Here is a 17,222-nt window from a genome sequence, read left to right as displayed (position 1 = left end):
CCCCGCCGCATCTGGCCGATGCGGCGGACGATGATGTTGGAATCCGGCTCCTGCTCGCGCGTCCTGATCGCCACGTCGATGCCGGCCTCGATGAAATCGGAGTACCGGTTGGCGGTGGTGATCTGCATGTTGAGCTTCGGATAGCGGGCGCGGAAGGCTGGCAGCATCGGCGCCAGATAGATCACCGCAAAGGACAGCGAGCTCGTGACCCGTAGCATGCCTTGCGGCGACAGCGCCCGATCGCTGACGATGTCCTCGGCCTCGGCCAACTCGCTCAAAACCCGGCTCGAGCGCTCCAGCAGCTCCTGCCCCGCCTCAGTCAACCACAGCCGACGGGTGTTGCGCTCGATCAGCCGGACTGCAAGGCGCTCCTCGAGAGCGCTGAGATGGCGGCTCGCGGCAGCATTCGACATGCGTAGGGCTTCGGCAGCTTTGGACATGCTGCCGAGCTCGGCCGTCTTGGCGAATACTTCCAACTGGAGCAGGCGGTCCATTTTTTCGCAAACAGGAAAAGAGACTTACGATTATTGAGCTTTATTTCCGTATCCCGCAAGTCAAAATGGCCCAAACACAAGTAAGATAGCAGGCGAGGAAACAGGGAAATGTCGGGCCCGATCAGGCACATCGTGATGTGGCGGCTGCGCGGCGAGACGCCAGCGGAGCGTTCCGCCGCCCGGGTCAAGGTCAAGACCCTGTTCGAGGGGCTACGCGGCCGGATCGACGGCCTCACCCACATCGAAGTCGGACTCGATGTCAGCGATGTCGACTACGCTTGCGACGTCGTTCTGTTCTCCGAATTCACCGACCACGCTGCGCTCCAGGCCTACGCCACCCACCCGGAACATTTGCGCGTGCGCGAGGCGCTGGGCGACTTGCGGATCGGACGCTTCCAGGTCGATTATCCCATCAAAGAGACCGGCGCATGATCGGTACGTTCACCTTTGAAAACCTGCCCTGCCGCGTCGTGTTCGGCAGCGGAACACTGGCTGAAGCCAAGGCCGAGGTCGAGCGGCTCGGTGGCAAGCGCGCGCTGGTGCTGACGACGCCGCAGCAGGAGGCGCAAGGCAAAAGCCTGGGCGCGGCGCTCGGTCCGCTCTACGCCGGCATCTTTCCGGGCGCGACCATGCACACGCCGGTCGAGGTCACGGAGCGGGCGCTCGCGGCGATGAAGGCGTGCGAGGCCGACTGCGTCATTTCCCTTGGTGGCGGATCCACGACCGGGCTCGGCAAAGCGCTCGCCTTGCGTACAGGCGTCAACCAGCTCTGCATTCCCACCACCTATGCCGGCTCGGAGATGACGCCGATCGTTGGACAGACCGAGAACGGGTTGAAGACCACGGTACGCGACGCCGCCATCCTGCCGGAAACGGTGATCTACGATGTCGATTTGACCCTGACGCTGCCGGCGAGCCTGGCCGCGACATCGGGCATCAATGCGATCGCGCATGCGGCCGAAGCGCTCTACGCGCGCGACACCAATCCTGTCACGTCGCTGATGGCAGAAGAGGGCATTCGCGCGTTGGCATGTGCCCTGCTCGCCATCGCCGCCAAGGGCGACGATCGCGAGGCTCGCAGCGAGGCGCTCTATGGCGCTTGGCTGTGCGGCGTCTGCCTTGGTACCGTCGGCATGGCGCTGCATCACAAGCTCTGCCACACGCTCGGCGGCACCTTCGACCTGCCGCATGCCGAGACCCATACCATCGTGCTGCCGCACGCGCTGGCCTATAACGCGCCGGCCGTGCCCGATGCGATGGCGCGGATCTCACGCGCAATCGGCGCCGCCGATGCACCGCAAGGACTTTTCGAGCTCGCGAAGCGGCTGGGTGCGAAGGTCGCATTGCGCGACATCGGCATGCCCGAAGGCGGCATCGACAAGGCTGCGGATCTCGCCGTCACCAACGCGTACTGGAACCCGCGCCCGCTTGATCGCAACGCCATTCGCGACCTGATCGCGCGCGCCTGGGCCGGCGAGCCGCCCGGCGCCATCAAAACGGCAGTTTGATTCGATGCGGCGCACGCTCATCAAATCCGCTGTCATCATCAGCATGGATGACACGATCGGCGATTTACCTCGCGGCGACGTGCTGATCGAGGGCAGCCGCATCGTTGACGTGCGTCCATCGATCGACGTCGGCGGCGCGGCCGAGATCGAGATCGTCGACGGCACCGGGCGCATCGTCATCCCCGGCCTGATCAACGCCCATATGCACACCTGGCAGACGGGCTTACGCGGCTATGCCGCCAACTGGACGCTGCTGGAATATTTCCGCCGCATGCATGCGGGTCTCGCTACGGTCTTCAGGCCCGAGGACATTTATATCGCGACCTTGGTGGGCGCGCTGAACCAGATGAACCAGGGCACCACCACGCTGGCCGACTGGTGCCACAACAATCCGACGCCCGATCATACCGACGCCGCCGTGCGCGGCCTGATCGAGAGCGGTATCCGTGCGGCCTTCTTCCACGGCTCGCCCAAGCCCGAACCGAAACCGGGCGAGCCGCACTTCTCGGAAGTGCCGCATCCACGCAATGAGGTCGAACGACTGCTGGCGGGGCCCCTCGCCGACCGCGACGGCCTCGTCACGCTCGGCCTTGCGATCCTGGGGCCACATTACTCGACGCTCGACGTCGCCATGCACGATTTCCGCATGGCGCACGAGCTCAAGCTGATCGCATCCATGCATCAGGGCGGTGGTCCCGCGAAGACGCCCGGTGGCTGGGAGAAGCTGATCGGGGCGGGTCTAGTCGGCCCCGGCATCAACATCGTCCATGGCAATGACCTGCCTGACGAACTGCTGGACCGGATGGTCGATCTCGGCGTCTCCTTCTCGGTGACGCCGGAGAACGAAATGATCCAGGGCCACGGCTTTCCGATCACCGGACGGCTGCTCAAGCGCGGCGTGCGGCCGACCATCGGCATCGATCTGGAATCCGTACTGGCGGGCGACCTCTTCTCCGCCGCGCGCGTTGCGCTCTCGATGCAGCGGGCGCTCGACAACGCCGAGTCGCGCAAGGCCAGCGGCACCATTCCGGCGACGACCACGATCCCCGTCCGCGAGGCGCTGCGCTGGATCACGACGGAAGGCGCCCGCATGCTCGGCCGCGAGGACCAGATCGGCTCGCTGACACCGGGCAAGCTCGCCGACCTCGTCATCATCAATTGCTCCGATCTCAACCTCGTCCCGGTGCACGATCCCGTTTCCACCGTGGTGATGCAGACGAGCCTTGCCAATATCGAGGCCGTGATGATCGGCGGCGTGTGGAAGAAGCGGAATGGTCGGCTGCTGGCCGAGGGCCTGGGGGCGAAGAAGGAACTGCTCGTGCAATCCGGCCGGCGACTGGTGCACGACATCGAACGACAGGGACACGCCGCCTGAGGGCGTCAAGGACAACAACAATGACGGACGCTTCGAAACACATCGCTTTCATCGGGATCGGCAAGATGGGCTTGCCGATGTCGGTGCTCGTCGCCAAGGCCGGTTATGCGGTGACCGCGTTCGACCGGAGCGCCGCACGGCTCGCGGAGGCTCGCACGCAAGGCATTTCGATTGCCGCTTCACCGGCCGAGGCCGTGGACGGCAAGGCCGCGATCGTCACGTCCTTGCCCGATGACGCTGCCTTGCGCGGCGCATTGCTCGGCCCAACCGGCCTCATCGCCGCGATGGCGGCTGGATCTGTTGTGATCGAGACCAGCACCGTGAGCGTCGAGGCGTCCGCAGAGGTCGACGCCGCCGCCCAGGCGCGCGGTGTCTTCTACCTGCGGGCGCCGGTCTCGGGCAATGCCAGTATCGTCCACACCGGCGCGCTGAGCTGCTTCGTCTCGGGCCCGGAGGACGCCTACGAAAACGCAAAGCCGCTGCTTGCCGCCTTCACCCGCGCCCAGACCTATCTTGGGCCCGGCGAGGAAGCGCGATATGCGAAGCTTGCGGTCAATCTGATGATCGCGGTGTCGGCCGCGATGATGGCGGAGAGTCTGGCGCTGGCGCGCAAGGGCGGCATCGGCTGGCAGGACATTCTGAAAGTCCTCGACGACAGCGCGGTCGCCTCGCCGATGGTGAAATACAAGACCGCGCCGCTGCGCAGCCGCGATTTCGACTCGACTTTCTCCTGCAGGCAGATGGCCAAGGATCTCGATCTGATCCTCGGTGCCGGCCACGCCGTCGGCGTGCCGCTTCAGCTCGCGGCCCAGGTGCGCGAGACCTATGGCTCGCTGGTCGCGCAGGGCGACGGCGACGCCGACTTCATCGCGACCGTCAAGCACCTCGAGCGGCTGTCCGGCCTTGGCGAGCCCAAACTCTGATTCACGGAGGCACCTATGCGAAATTTCAACGAGAACACGATCACGGACGCGGTGCTGGATCGGATCGCAGGCGCGACCGATCCGCGGATCAAGCAGGTCAGCGAAGCGCTGGTGCGCCACCTTCATGCCTTCGTCCGCGAGGTGCGACCGACCCAGAAGGAATGGGAATACGGCATCGAGTTCCTGACCCGCACCGGCCACATGTGCGACGACAAGCGCCAGGAGTTCATCCTGCTGTCGGACGCGCTCGGCGTCTCCATGCTGGTCGACGCGATCAATCATCCCGTGCCGGAAGGCGCCACCGAAACCACGGTGCTCGGTCCGTTCTTCGTGCAGGCGTCGCCCGAGAAAGACAACGGCGCTGACATCTCCGGCCCGATGGAAGGCGATCCGATGCTCGTCACCGGCTCGGTGTCGACCGTCGACGGACGGCCGCTTGCCGGCGCCGTCGTGGATGTCTGGCATTCCGACGATGATGGCTATTACGACGTGCAGCAGCTCGACAAGATCGGCGATCTTGCGATGCGGGCGCGCTTCCACACCGACCAGAACGGCCGCTTCAATTTCTGGTCGATCAAGCCGGCTGCCTATCCGATCCCACATGACGGCACAGTTGGGGACATGCTGGCGGTCCAGGGCCGCCATCCCTGGCGCCCGGCGCACGTGCATTTCATGATCTCGGCGCCCGGCTTCGAGCAACTCGTGACCCATGTGTTCGTGGCCGGCGACCAGTATCTCGACAGCGACGTGGTGTTCGGCGTCAAGGACAGCCTGATCCGCGAATTTGTGCAGTGCCCGCCCGGCCGTGCGCCCGATGGTCGCATGGTAGACATCGAGTATTTTCACCTCAACTATGATTTCGGCCTGAAGCAGGTCGCTAGCAGCGCAAGAGCCGCTTAAGCTGAACGACGGCGGACCAGACAAGAGTCCGACAACAGGGCCAGACAGGGAGTAAGAATGGGACCGCGAGTCAGCACGAGCATATTGGCCGATCGCCTCACAGGCATGATCGGCCCGCGCGCGAGCGTCGCGCGTGGCGTGCTCGATCAGCATGGGCAGAGCGAGTCGCATTATCGCAACCTGCCGCCCGACATCGTCGTCTTCCCTGAAACCACGCAGGAAGTCGCGGAGATCGTCAAGCTGTGCGCTGGCGCGAATATGCCCATCGTACCGTTCGGCGCCGGGACCTCGCTCGAAGGCAATGCGGCCGCGGTCGCGGGCGGCGTCTGCTTCGACTTCGCACGCATGAACAAGGTGCTGACGGTGCACGATAGCGACATGGACGTCGTCGTGCAGCCCGGCATCACCCGAAAGCAGCTCAATGCGGAGCTGCGCGGCACTGGGCTTTTCTTTCCGATCGATCCCGGCGCCGACGCCTCGATCGGCGGCATGACGTCCACGCGAGCTTCCGGCACGATGGCGGTGCGCTACGGCACCATGAAGGACAACGTCATGGCGCTGGAGGTGGTTCTGGCCGACGGCCGCGTGATCCGGACCGCCAGACGCGCGCGCAAGTCAGCCGCCGGTTACGACCTGACGCGCATGTTCGTCGGCGCCGAGGGCACGCTCGGACTCATCACCGAAATCACGCTGAAGGTGCATCCCGTGCCGCAGGCGATCTCGGCCGCGGTTTGCAGCTTCGACACCCTGCACAACGCCGTGGACACCGCGATCTCCGTGATCCAGTCCGCGATCCCCATCGCGCGTATCGAGTTGCTCGACGACGTCATGATGCGCGGCATCAACGCCTACGCGAAGCTCGGCTATCGCGAAGCCCCGACGCTGTTCTTTGAATTCCATGGTTCCGAGACTTCCGTCGCCGAGCAGGCCGAGGCCGCACAGGCCATCGCCGCCGACCATGGCGGCCACGGCTTTGCCTGGTCCAAGGCACCGGAGGATCGCAGCCGGCTCTGGCACGCCCGCGACAACGCTCTATGCGGGCCTGGGCCTGCGCCCCGGCGCGCGTGCCGTGATCACCGACGTCTGCGTGCCGATCTCGCGACTGGCGGAATGCCTCACGGATACCCGGCGCGACGCGGACGAGCACGGTTTTACGGCGCCGATCGTCGGGCATGTCGGCGACGGCAATTTCCACATGCTGATTCTGATCGATCCGGCCAGGCCCGAGGAAGCCGAAGGCGCCAAGGCGCTGCAGGCCCGCATGGTCGCCCGCGCGATTGCCATGGACGGCACCTGCACCGGCGAGCACGGCATTGGGCTCGGCAAGATCGATTATCTCACCGACGAGCTCGGCGAGGCCGTCGATGTGATGCGGTCGATCAAGACCGCGCTCGACCCTGACGGACTGATGAACCCCGGAAAGATCTTTGCAGGCGGAGCGCAGGCATGAGCACCGCCGCATTAGCCGTCGAGCCCGCCTCACCTGTCCCGCTCCTTGAGCTGCGCGACATCAGTAAGGAGTTTCCCGGCGTCAAGGCGCTGGACGACGTCTCCTTTGCCGTCTTCCCCGGCGAAGTCCACATGCTGCTGGGCGAGAACGGCGCCGGCAAGTCGAGCCTGATGAAGGTGCTGTGCGGCGCCTATCGCGCCGATGCCGGCGAGTTCTACTACAGAGGCGAGCCGGTCGCGATCCACTCGGCCGCGGACGCGCAGAAGCTCGGCATTGCCGTGATCTTCCAGGAATTCTCCCTCGTCCCCCATCTCGATATCGCCCAGAACATTTTTCTCGGCCGCGAGCCGAAGGGCCGCATCCCCGGCACGATCGATCGCCGCAAGATTTTGGCCGACGCGGCGCGCGTGCTCGGCACGATCGGCTTTGACATCGATCCCTCCACCATCGTTGACAAGCTGGGGGTGGCGCAGCAGCAGATGGTCGAGATCGCGAAGGCGATCAGCCAGAACGCCCGCATCCTGGTGATGGACGAGCCGACTGCGGCGCTATCCGATCGCGAGACCGAGCTGCTGTTCGCGCTGATCGCGCGGCTGAAGGCCGACGGCGTCTCGATCGTCTACATCTCGCACCGCATGGCGGAGGTGTTCGCGCTCGGCGACCGCATCACCGTGCTGCGTGACGGCCGCCGCATCGACGGCGTCAAACCTGCTGACGTCACGCCGGACCAGCTCGTCCGCATGATGGTCGGTCGCAACGTCGACATGACCTACCCGCGCAATTTTGCCGACAAGCCCGGCGAGCTGCTGCTCGAGGTCAAGGCCTTGAGTTCATCGACGGGGATCGCCGACATCAACATCGAGGTGCGCCGCGGTGAGATTGTCGGCCTGTGTGGCCTGGTCGGCTCCGGTCGCAGCGAAGTCGCGCGCGCGATCTTCGGTGCCGATCCCGTGACATCAGGCGAGATCGTGTTCGACGGCAAAGTCATTTCCGGTGAGCCCGACCTCGCCGCCCGCCGCGGCATTGCGCTGATCCCGGAGAGCCGCAAGAGCGAAGGTCTCGCGCTGCTGCGATCGGTGAGCGACAATCTGGTAGTGTCGGCGCTGCGAAAACTGTTCCCGAGCGGGTTGTTCGACCAGCGCAGTGCGCAGCGCACTGCCGACGGCCTGATCCGTCAGCTACGCATTGCGACGCCTAGCGCACGGCAGACCGTCGGCCTGCTTTCAGGCGGCAATCAGCAGAAGGTCGTGATCGGCAAGTGGCTCGCCGCCGGCTCGAAACTTTTCATCTTCGACGAGCCGACCCGGGGCATCGACATCGGCGCCAAGGCCGAAATCTTCGCCCTGATCGACCGCCTTGTCGCGGAAGGCGCGGCCGCGCTGATGATCTCGTCCGAACAGGTCGAGATCTGCCACGTCTGCGACCGCGCCTATGTGATGCGCGAAGGGCGCATCGCCGGGCATCTCGCGCGTAGCGAGCTGACCGAGGAGAACATCGTGCGACTGGGGATGCATCATGCGTGAGGCCGCGGTCGTCTCTCAACCGAATCCGCTGCAACGGGTTCCCGGCGTTGCCATCGTGCTGGTGCTGCTGATCGCGCTGTTCAGCACGATCGCGCCCGGCTTCCTGTCGGTCGCCAACCTCTCCAACGTGCTGGTGCAGTCGACGATCCTGACCATGCTCGCGCTGCCGATGACCTTGATCATCATGACCGAGGGGCTGGACCTGTCGATGGGCGCGGTGCTGACGCTGACCTCGCTCTGCGTCGCCATCGTCTCGCTCACCACCCACTCGATGTTGCTCGGCCTCGGTGCCGGGCTCCTCGTCGGCGCGGCCTTCGGCTTCGCCAATGGCTGGCTGGTCGCCATCGTGGGCATCCCGCCCTTCGTTGCGACCTTGGGCACGCTCGGCATGGCGCAGGGCCTATCGCTGATCGTCAGCGACGGCCAGAGCGTGGTCGGCATCCCCCACAGCGTGCGCGACATCTATTCGGCGACGCTTTTGGGAATTCCCGTGCCGATCGTGATGGCACTCGTGACCTACGCGGTCTTCCACGGTCTGCTCTATCACACCCGCTTCGGCACCTACATCTTCGCGCTCGGCGGCAACCGCGAGGCGCTGCGCTACGCCGGCCTCTCACCGAACAAGCTGCTGATCGCGGTCTATGCGATCGGCGGCGCCATGGCCGGCATCGCCGGCCTCTTGATGACTGCGCGGATGAATTCCGGGCATCCAACCGCGGGCCTCGGTCTCGAATTCGATGCGATCGCGGCCGTCGCCGTCGGCGGCACGTCGTTCGAGCGCGGCAATGGCTGGCTGCTCGGCACGCTGCTCGGGGTGCTCTCGGTCGGCGTGCTGCGCAACGGGCTGAACCTGATCTCGCTGCCGTCCTCGGTGCAGGTCGCAAGCGTCGGCGTCCTCGTCATCGTTGCCCTCTTCCTTGACGGCCTGCGGAGCCGCGCATGACCGACATCAGCAAAGACGCCATCGCGCCGCCCCGCTCGTTCCTGTCGCAGGACGCGATCCAAATGTTCTATCGCCTGCTTGCGGCGCTGCTGATTTGTGCGGTGCTCGCCGTGCTCAGCGATTCCTTCCTGAGCCTCGGCAACATTCTCAATGTGCTCAGGCAGGCGAGCCTGACCTTCTTCATCGCCTCCGGCCTGACCCTGGTGGTGCTGACCGCGGGCCTCGATCTCTCCGTCGGCGCCAATGTCGCGCTGTCCGCCTGCATCGCCGGGACCGTGATCCACAAGACCGGCTCGCCGGCGCTCGGCATCCTCACCGGACTTGCCTGCGGCGGCATCGTTGGGCTCCTCAACGGCGTCATGGTCACCGCGCTGCGCATCCCCTCCTTCATCGCCACTTACGGCATGCTCTGGGTGCTGAACGGCCTCACCTATTGGTACATGGCGGGTGAAACCCTTCACGGCTTCCCGGCCGGGTTCCGCCAGATCGGCAGCGGCTATCTATTCGGCCTGCCGATCCCGGTCTATCTGCTGCTGGTGTTCCTCGGGATCGGAACGCTGTTTGCGCAGCGAACGATCTGGGGCCAGGAGATCTACGCGATCGGCGCCAATCCGGTCGCGGCGCGGCTCTCCGGCATTCCGGTCGCCCGACGCCTGCTGCTGGTCTACGCCGTCTCCGGCACCATGGCGGGGCTCGCCTCGATCATCTTCCTGTCGCGGCTCAATTCGGCCGAGGCCGACATCGGCGAAAGCCTGACGCTGCCCGCGATCGCCGCGGTGCTGATCGGCGGCACCTCCCTGTTCGGCGGCGTCGGCACCGTGTTCGGCACTTTCATCGGTGCGCTGATCCTGACGCTGGTGCTGAACGGCATGAACCTCTTGTCGGTCAGCGCCAACTGGCAGTCGCTGGTGACAGGCATCATCGTCATTCTCGCGGTCTGGCTCGACATGAAGACCCGCCGCCGCGCGCAATGAGCTCTTGAACGACCAACAAGCAAAATGAGGGATGGAGGCAACATGAAACAGACACTGGGTTATTTGGCGCTGCCGCTGCTGATGGCGGCCGCGCTCACCACGCAAGCGCGAGCCGATGGCGAGACCATCGCCGTCTTTACCAAGAACCAGACCAATCCGTTCTTCCAGACGGTGCGGGTCGGCGCGGACAACATGGCGAAGACGCTGAACGCGAAGACGCTGCAATACATCCCGACCAAGCCCGACAGCATTCCCGAGCAGCTCAGCCAGATCGAGGACGTCGTGGTGAAGAAGCCTAGCGCCATCGTCTTCACGCCGGTCGACTACAAGGCGATGGTGCCGGGCGTGGAGAAGATCAACGAGGCCAAGATCCCCGTCGTCAACATCACCGATCGCTCGGCCGGCGGCAAGTTCCTGTCCTTCGTCGGCGCCGACGATTACAGCCTCGGGCTCGAGACCGCGCGCTTCCTGCTCAAGACGCTCGGCGGTAAGGGCAACATCGTCATCATCGAGGGCGTCAAGGGCTCGCTGACCAATGTCGACCGCGTCCGCGGCTTCAACTACGCGCTGAAGGAAAACGCCGGTGCGAAACTGCTGGCCTCGCAGCCCGGCAATTACCAGCGGCTCCAGGCGCTCCAGGTGATGGAGAATCTGATGCAGTCGAACGCGCAGATCGACGGCGTGCTCGCCGCCAACGACGCCATGGCGGTCGGCGCGATCGAGGCCCTCGACGGCGCCAACCGCAAGGCGCAGGTGATCGGCATCAACGGCACCAAGGAAGCGATCGACGCGATCAAGTCCGGCAAGCTGCTCGCGAGCGGCGATTACAACGGATTCTTTCAAGGCTGCCTCGGCACCATGATGGCGATCCGCTCTTTGCGCAACCAGCCCGTCATTGCTGAGATCGTGCTGAAGCCGACCGTGATCACCAAGGACAATTACCAGCCGTTCGACGTGCCGCTGGAGCAACGGAGCTGCCCGACTTTCGAAGAAGCCAGCAAGCTCGGCGGCAAGTAACCAACCGCCGCCATCACGACAAGCCCGGACGGCCGCAGCCGCGGCCGTCCCAAGAAAACGTGATATAAACGGAGACCATCATGCTGTTCGCCATTCACGTCCTCGACCGCGCCGGCGCGCTGCCGATCCGGCTCGCCAATTACGACGCCCACAAGGCTTTCCTGAGCGACACCTCGCGCTTCGGCGTCAAGATCGTGATGTCAGGGCCGCTGGTCTCCGACGACGGCGAGAGGATGATTGGCAGCCTGTTCCTGATCGAGGCGCCCGGCCGCAGCGAGGTCGAGGCTTTCAACCAAGCCGATCCGTTTGCCGCGGCCGACATCTGGGAAAAGGTCACGATCACGGGCTTCCTGCGCCGCCAGGGTTGAAGGCGGCTAAAACAAAAAACGCGAAAACAACCCCATGCACAGTAGAATGAGGTTGTTTTTACACATGAATTTTCGTCGCAAACGTTTTTGACTCGTCGGGCAAAACAGGAGCAGAGTGTCATCCTCGCCCGATTGACGCCCCTGCGCCTCGATCCAGAGCTTTGCGACCGCCCAGACGGCTAGCCGCTCGTCACCGTCGCACCTTCTTCGAGATGACAGGCCACCCACTGCTCGGGTCCAGCCGCGCGCAATGTCGGCTCCTCGGTCCGGCAGCGATCGAATACGAGCGGGCAACGGGTGTGGAAGCGGCACCCGCTTGGCGGGTTGATCGGACTCGGCACGTCTCCCTTGAGGATGATGGGATTGCGCTGAACGCCAGGCTCGGGCAGCGGCACCGCCGAGAGCAGCGCCTTGGTGTAAGGATGCTTTGGCGCGGCGAAGATCTCGTAGCGCGGCGCCACCTCGACGATCTTGCCGAGATACATCACCGCGACGCGATGGGTCATGTGCTCGACGATCGCGAGGTCATGGCTGATGAACAGCAGCGCCAGGCCGAACTCGCGCTGCAGATCCTGCAGCAGATTGACGATCTGGGCCTTTACCGAGACGTCGAGCGCCGACACCGCCTCGTCGCAGACGATCAGATCGGGCTCGGCGGCGAGCGCACGCGCGATGCCGATGCGCTGGCGCTGGCCCCCGGAGAATTCGTGCGGCCTGCGGTTCAGCGCCTCGCGCGGCAGGCGCACGGTGTCCATCAGCGCCGCCACGCGTGTCTCGAGATCGATCGCGGATTTGGCGAGGCCGAAATTGCGGATCGGCTCGGCCAGGATGTCGCGCACGCGCATGCGCGGATTGAGGCTCGAGAACGGGTCCTGGAACACCACCTGCACGCGGCGGCGCATCTGACGCATCGTGCTCGGATGAGCGTCGTCGATACGCTGGCCGTCGAGGATGACCTGCCCTGCCGTGATGTCGAACAGGCGCAGGATCGCACGGCCGACCGTCGATTTGCCGCAGCCGGACTCGCCGACCAGCGAGAGCGTCTCGCCGCGCGCGATCTCGAACGACACACCGTCCACCGCATAGACCCATTCGGACTTGCGGCTGAACAGGCCTTTTTTGACCGGGAAGTGCTTCTTGAGGTCGTTGACCTGGAGCAGCGGAGGACTCATGCCGCGACCGCTCCCTTGGCCGCATAATGGCAGGCCGCGACGTGACGTGGGCCCTTCTCTTCGAGCCCCGGCGCATACTGCCGGCAGAGATCGGTCGCGAGCGCGCAACGTCCGGCGAAGACGCAGCCGACGATGGGCTTGCGCAGATCAGGCACCTGCCCGGGGATCTCCGCCAGCCGTCTCGCCGTGCCGGTCAGCGACGAGCCGAGCCGCGGCACTGCGCCGAGCAGGCCTTGCGTATACGGATGACGCGGCGAACGGAACAGTTCCGCCACCGGCGCCTCCTCGACCTTGCGCCCGGCATACATGACCATGACGCGCTCGGCGATGTCGGCGACCACGCCGAGATCGTGGGTGATCAGGATGATCGCTGCGCCGACCCGGTGCTTGAGATCCAGCATCAATTTCAGGATCTGCGCCTGGATCGTCACGTCGAGGGCTGTGGTCGGCTCGTCGGCAATGAGAAGCTTTGGATTGCAGGCGAGTGCAATGGCGATCATGACGCGCTGGCGCATGCCGCCGGAGAGCTGATGCGGATATTCCCGCACGCGCCGCTTCGGCTCGGGAATGCCGACCAGAATCAGCATCTCGATCGCGTGTGCCTCGGCGGCCTGCTTGTCCAGCCCCTGGTGAATCATCAGCGTTTCGCGGATCTGACGGCCGACGGTCAGGACCGGGTTGAGGCTGGTCATCGGTTCCTGGAAGATCATCGAGATGTCGTTGCCGCGGATCGCGCGCATCTCGCGATCCGACATTTGCAGCAGGTCCTTGCCCGCGAAGCGGATGCTGCCGGCGATCCTGCCGGACGGTTCCGGGATCAGCCGCATCAGCGACATCGAGGTCACCGACTTGCCGCAACCGGACTCACCGACGATGGCGAGCGTCTCGCCCTCGTTGACATGGAACGACACGCCTTCCACCGCGCGGTTGATGCCGCTGGGCGTGCGGAAGTGGGTCTGGAGGTTTTCGACTTCAAGCAGTGCCATCGCGATCAGCCCCTCGCCATCAGAGGCTCTTGGCCATGCGCGGATCGAGCGCATCGCGAAGGCCATCGCCGAGCAGATTGACGGCGAGCACGGTGACCGACAGGAACGCCGCCGGAAAGAACACGATGTAGGGCTTGACCTGCCACAGCGCCCGCCCCTCGGCCATGATGTTGCCCCAGGACGGAATGGTCGGCGGCGTTCCCGCGCCGATGAAGGACAGGATCGCTTCCGTGATCATCGCACTGGCGCAAATGTAAGTCGCCTGGATCAGCATCGGCGCCAGCGTGTTCGGCAGGATGTGGCGCAGGATGATCATCGGTGTGCGCGTGCCGCAGGCTACCGCTGCATCCACGTAAGGCTGCTCGCGCAGCGACAGCACCACACTACGGACAAGACGGGAAACCCGCGGGATTTCGGCAACCGTAATCGCCAGAATGACGTTGCCGACGCTGCCGCGTGTCAGCGCCATCAGCGCGATCGCCAGCAGGATCGGCGGGATCGACATCAGGCCGTCCATGAAGCGCATCAAGATGCCGTCGGCCCAGCGGATGAAGCCGGAGACGATGCCGATGGCGAGACCGGCCGCGGAGGCGAAGATCGCAACGGACAAGCCGACCGTGAGCGAGACGCGCGCGCCGAACAGCACGCGTGAATAGATGTCGCGACCGAGCACGTCGGAGCCAAACCAGTAAAGCGCCGACGGCGCGCGGGTGCGCTTGGCCGGCGCAAGTGCGGTCGGATCCACCGTGCCAAGATAAGGCGCAAAAATCGCGATCAGGACGAGTATCAGCAGCAACGTGCCACCGATGGCGACGGTGGGATGGCCCCGCAGCAGGCCGATGAAGCCGCGCCGGATCACGACGGGCCGAAGAATCTCCGGCAGTTGCGGCGCGAGGACGAAGCCCGCCGGCAGCGCTTGCGGATTGACGGTCGTGTCGGTCAATAGCGGATCCTCGGGTCAACGAGCGTATAAACGACGTCGATCATCAGATTGACGAGGACGTAGACGAAGCTGAACAGCAGCACGATGCCCTGGATGACGGGATAATCGCGGCGCAGGATCGCGTCGATCGTGAGCCGGCCGAGGCCGGGAATCGCGAACACGCTTTCCGTGACGACCGCGCCGCCGATCAGAAGCGCAATGCCGATCCCGATCACCGTGACGATCGGCACTGCCGCGTTCTTCAGCGCGTGGACGAACAGGATGCCGCCCTGCCCGAGGCCCTTGGCGCGCGCGGTGCGGATATAATCCTGTTGCAGCACTTCGAGCATGGTGGCGCGCGTGATACGCGCGATCAGCGCGATGTAGACACAGCCGAGTGCGATCGACGGCAGGATCAGGTTTTGCAGCCAGGGCCAGAGGCCCTGGGCGAGCGGCGTATAGCCCTGCACGGGAAGCCATTCGAGCTCCAGCGCAAAGACGTAGGCGAGGACATAGCCGACGACGAAGACCGGCAGGGAGAAGCCGAACACGGCAAAGGCCATGATGGCCCGGTCGATCAGGCTTCCCGCCTTCCAGGCCGCCAGCACGCCGAGCGGCACCGCGACCACGATCGTGAGCAGGAGCGTGACCATCATCAGCGACAGCGTCGGCCCGAGACGCTGGCCGATCATGGTCGAGACCGGCAGATTGGTGAAGATCGAGGTGCCGAGATCGCCGTGCAGAATGCGCCAGACCCAGCTGCCGAACTGGATCAGGAAGGGCCGATCGAGGCCGAGGCTCTGACGGATGCGCTCCACATCCTCCGGACTTGCCTGATCGCCCGCGATCACCACGGCGGGATCCCCCGGCGCGATGTAGAGCAGGCTGAACACGAACAGCGCGACGATCGCCATCACGGGCAAGGTCGAGGCGATACGCCGGAGGATGTAGGAGAGCATCTGGCTTCAGCGCAGGGTCATGCGGATTTCGACACGCCCCAGAAGAACGGCAGCGGCCCTTTCGTGATGCCGGAGACGTTCTTGCGCCAGGCCGTGTAGCTGAGGAAGAAGCCGGTCGGCGCGTAGACGACGTCCTCGAGCGCGACCTTGTTGAGGCGAGCGACCGCGGCCTTCTCCTCGTCGAGGTTCTTGGCCTCGAACCAGGACGTGACCTCCTTCTCGGTGCCGGGGCTGCTCGGCCAGCCGAACCACGCCTTGTCGCCGTTGGCGCGAATGGCGGTGTAGGGCGCCGGATTGATGCAGTCCGAACCTGCATGCCAGGTGTGGAACATGTTCCAGCCGCCCTGCCCGGGCGGTGTCTTCTGCGCGCGGCGGGAGCCGACGGTGCCCCAATCGGTCGCGACGAAGTCGACATTCATGCCGAGCTTCTTCAGGAGATCGGCGGTCACATCGCCGAACGCCTTGGTGATCGGCTGATCCTGCGCCACCAGGCACGTCACCGGTTGGCCGGAATAGCCGCTCTCCGCGAGCAGCTTCTTGGCGGCGTCGAGATCGCGCTTGCCCTTCAAGACTTCGCCGCCCGCCTCGGTGTAGAGCGGCGTATCGGGCGTGAAGAAGCCCGGCAGCGACTTCCACAGCGAATTGTCGTCGCCGACGAGCGCACGCATATAGTCTTCCTGGCTCATCGCCATCAGCACTGCGCGCCGCGCCCGCACGTCGTTGAAGGGCGGATACAGGAAGTTCATGCGGAACGAGCCGACATTGCCGAGGGGATCGCCGATGTCGACGCTGATGTTCTTGTTCTTCTTCAGGACCGGGACGAGGTCCGCGATGGGGTTCTCCCACCAGTCGATCTCGCCGTTTTGCAACGCGGCCGCGGCGGTCGCCGGATCCGGCATCACGATCCATTCGACGCGGTCGAGCAGCATCTGCTTGCCGCCGGCGAGCCACGATGCCTTCTCCTGCCGCGGCACATAGTCGGCGAATTTTTCGAACACGGCTTTGGCGCCCGGGACCCACTCAGCCTTGGCGAACTTCATCGGCCCCGAGCCGACATAATCGCCGATCTGCTTGAACGGGTCGGTCTGCGCAATGCGCTCCGGCATGATGAAGGCGCAAGGCGAATTGTTCTTGCCAAGCGCGTAGAGCATCTTCGGGAACGGCTGCTTCAGCACCCATTTGAAGGTGCGGTCGTCGACAGCGGTGAGTTCCTGCTGCAGCGCCTTGAGCATCAGCCCCATCGGATCGCGTGCCGCCCAGCGAGTGAGACTCGCAACGACGTCCTTGCTCAGCACCGGCTCGCCGTCGTGGAATTTGAGCCCCGGCCGCAATTTGAACGTCCAGGTGGTGCCGTCGTCGGTCACTTCCTCGGACTCGACCATCTGCCGCTGCGGCTGCAGCGCGGAATCGACGCCGTAGAGCGTATCCCAGACCAGCGCGGCGGCATTGCGCACGACATATTGCGTGCCCCAGATCGGGTCGAAATTGGCGAGATTTGCTTGCGGCACGAAGCGCAGGGTGCGCGCGGAGGCGCCTTGTGCGATCGCAGGGGCCGAGAGGCCGCTCAATGCCAGACCGCCCGCGCCGGCCAGTCCCTTCAATACGGTCCTGCGATCCATGAAATCCTCCCAATAGTGCCGTGATGCCGGCCATCGTTGGCCAAGAACAGGTGAAACCAGAGCTCATTGGCGTGCAAATGGTATGCCAC

At 64.9% G+C, this 17,222-nt stretch carries 16 protein-coding genes and 1 pseudogene; 11 read left to right on the top strand and 6 right to left on the bottom strand.

Annotated features, from left to right (window positions below; translation table 11 throughout):
* Positions 1-494 (bottom strand): LysR family transcriptional regulator (locus IVB32_RS36465; protein WP_247412960.1); only part of this gene is annotated, 494 nt, incomplete at its 3' end.
* Between the two features lie 108 nt (positions 495-602).
* On the opposite strand from IVB32_RS36465, the gene IVB32_RS36460 reads away from it, so the two are divergent.
* The 11 genes and pseudogenes from IVB32_RS36460 (at position 603) to IVB32_RS36410 (ending at position 11,475) form a co-directional block, all read left to right on the top strand.
* Positions 603-926, top strand: a complete 324-nt coding sequence (locus tag IVB32_RS36460; RefSeq protein ID WP_085352401.1) for a Dabb family protein — start codon at positions 603-605, stop codon at positions 924-926.
* A complete protein-coding gene (locus tag IVB32_RS36455; RefSeq protein ID WP_247370732.1) occupies positions 923-2,002 on the top strand; it encodes a maleylacetate reductase in 1,080 nt (359 codons plus the stop codon). The genes IVB32_RS36460 and IVB32_RS36455 overlap by 4 nt, the downstream gene beginning before the upstream one ends.
* 4 nt (positions 2,003-2,006) lie before the next feature.
* Positions 2,007-3,377, top strand: a complete 1,371-nt coding sequence (locus IVB32_RS36450; protein ID WP_085352399.1) for an amidohydrolase family protein — start codon at positions 2,007-2,009, stop codon at positions 3,375-3,377.
* Positions 3,378-3,397: 20 nt separating this feature from the next.
* Positions 3,398-4,300: an NAD(P)-dependent oxidoreductase gene (locus IVB32_RS36445; protein ID WP_247370734.1), complete on the top strand. Its 903-nt coding sequence runs from the start codon at positions 3,398-3,400 to the stop codon at positions 4,298-4,300.
* Between the two features lie 15 nt (positions 4,301-4,315).
* A complete protein-coding gene (locus tag IVB32_RS36440) occupies positions 4,316-5,200 on the top strand; it encodes an intradiol ring-cleavage dioxygenase (protein ID WP_085352397.1) in 885 nt (294 codons plus the stop codon).
* Positions 5,201-5,257: 57 nt separating this feature from the next.
* Positions 5,258-6,650: pseudogene (locus IVB32_RS36435) on the top strand (FAD-linked oxidase C-terminal domain-containing protein).
* Positions 6,647-8,173, top strand: coding sequence for a sugar ABC transporter ATP-binding protein (locus tag IVB32_RS36430; RefSeq protein WP_085352395.1), 1,527 nt, complete (start codon positions 6,647-6,649; stop codon positions 8,171-8,173). Before IVB32_RS36435 ends, IVB32_RS36430 begins: the two are co-directional and overlap by 4 nt.
* Positions 8,166-9,116 carry an ABC transporter permease gene (locus IVB32_RS36425; RefSeq protein ID WP_247370737.1) on the top strand — a complete coding sequence of 317 codons (951 nt, stop codon included), beginning with the start codon at positions 8,166-8,168 and terminating at the stop codon, positions 9,114-9,116. The genes IVB32_RS36430 and IVB32_RS36425 overlap by 8 nt, the downstream gene beginning before the upstream one ends.
* Positions 9,113-10,090: an ABC transporter permease gene (locus tag IVB32_RS36420; RefSeq protein ID WP_247412959.1), complete on the top strand. Its 978-nt coding sequence runs from the start codon at positions 9,113-9,115 to the stop codon at positions 10,088-10,090. Before IVB32_RS36425 ends, IVB32_RS36420 begins: the two co-directional genes overlap by 4 nt.
* 42 nt (positions 10,091-10,132) lie before the next feature.
* Complete coding sequence (locus IVB32_RS36415; RefSeq protein WP_247370740.1) at positions 10,133-11,107, top strand: sugar ABC transporter substrate-binding protein; 975 nt, start codon at positions 10,133-10,135, stop codon at positions 11,105-11,107.
* Positions 11,108-11,187: 80 nt separating this feature from the next.
* The gene (locus IVB32_RS36410) at positions 11,188-11,475 is read left to right on the top strand and encodes a YciI family protein (RefSeq protein ID WP_247412957.1); all 288 of its coding nucleotides are present in this window, start codon (positions 11,188-11,190) and stop codon (positions 11,473-11,475) included.
* 179 nt (positions 11,476-11,654) lie between these two features.
* Here IVB32_RS36410 and IVB32_RS36405 read toward each other — a convergent pair whose 3' ends face one another.
* Genes IVB32_RS36405 through IVB32_RS36385 form a run of 5 tightly spaced genes read right to left on the bottom strand, consistent with a single transcriptional unit; the run spans position 11,655 to position 17,133 of the window.
* The gene (locus tag IVB32_RS36405; RefSeq protein ID WP_247412955.1) at positions 11,655-12,647 is read right to left on the bottom strand and encodes an oligopeptide/dipeptide ABC transporter ATP-binding protein; all 993 of its coding nucleotides are present in this window, start codon (positions 12,645-12,647) and stop codon (positions 11,655-11,657) included.
* A complete protein-coding gene (locus tag IVB32_RS36400) occupies positions 12,644-13,633 on the bottom strand; it encodes an ABC transporter ATP-binding protein (protein ID WP_247404336.1) in 990 nt (329 codons plus the stop codon). Before IVB32_RS36400 ends, IVB32_RS36405 begins: the two co-directional genes overlap by 4 nt.
* Positions 13,634-13,652: 19 nt before the next feature.
* Positions 13,653-14,576 (bottom strand): ABC transporter permease, encoded by a 924-nt coding sequence (locus IVB32_RS36395; protein WP_018458693.1) that lies wholly within the window; start codon positions 14,574-14,576, stop codon positions 13,653-13,655.
* Positions 14,573-15,514 carry an ABC transporter permease gene (locus IVB32_RS36390; RefSeq protein ID WP_085352392.1) on the bottom strand — a complete coding sequence of 314 codons (942 nt, stop codon included), beginning with the start codon at positions 15,512-15,514 and terminating at the stop codon, positions 14,573-14,575. The genes IVB32_RS36395 and IVB32_RS36390 overlap by 4 nt, the downstream gene beginning before the upstream one ends.
* Positions 15,515-15,531: 17 nt before the next feature.
* On the bottom strand, positions 15,532-17,133 hold the full coding sequence (locus IVB32_RS36385) for an ABC transporter substrate-binding protein (protein WP_247412953.1): 1,602 nt from the start codon (positions 17,131-17,133) through the stop codon (positions 15,532-15,534).
* Between the last annotated feature and the right edge of the window lie 89 nt (positions 17,134-17,222).

The organism is Bradyrhizobium sp. 23, assembly GCF_023073295.1.
In the GTDB taxonomy this organism is placed as follows: Bacteria; Pseudomonadota; Alphaproteobacteria; order Rhizobiales; family Xanthobacteraceae; genus Bradyrhizobium; species Bradyrhizobium canariense_D.
Note: the sequence above shows the minus strand (reverse complement) of the source record. Positions and strands in the feature narration are given on the sequence as shown.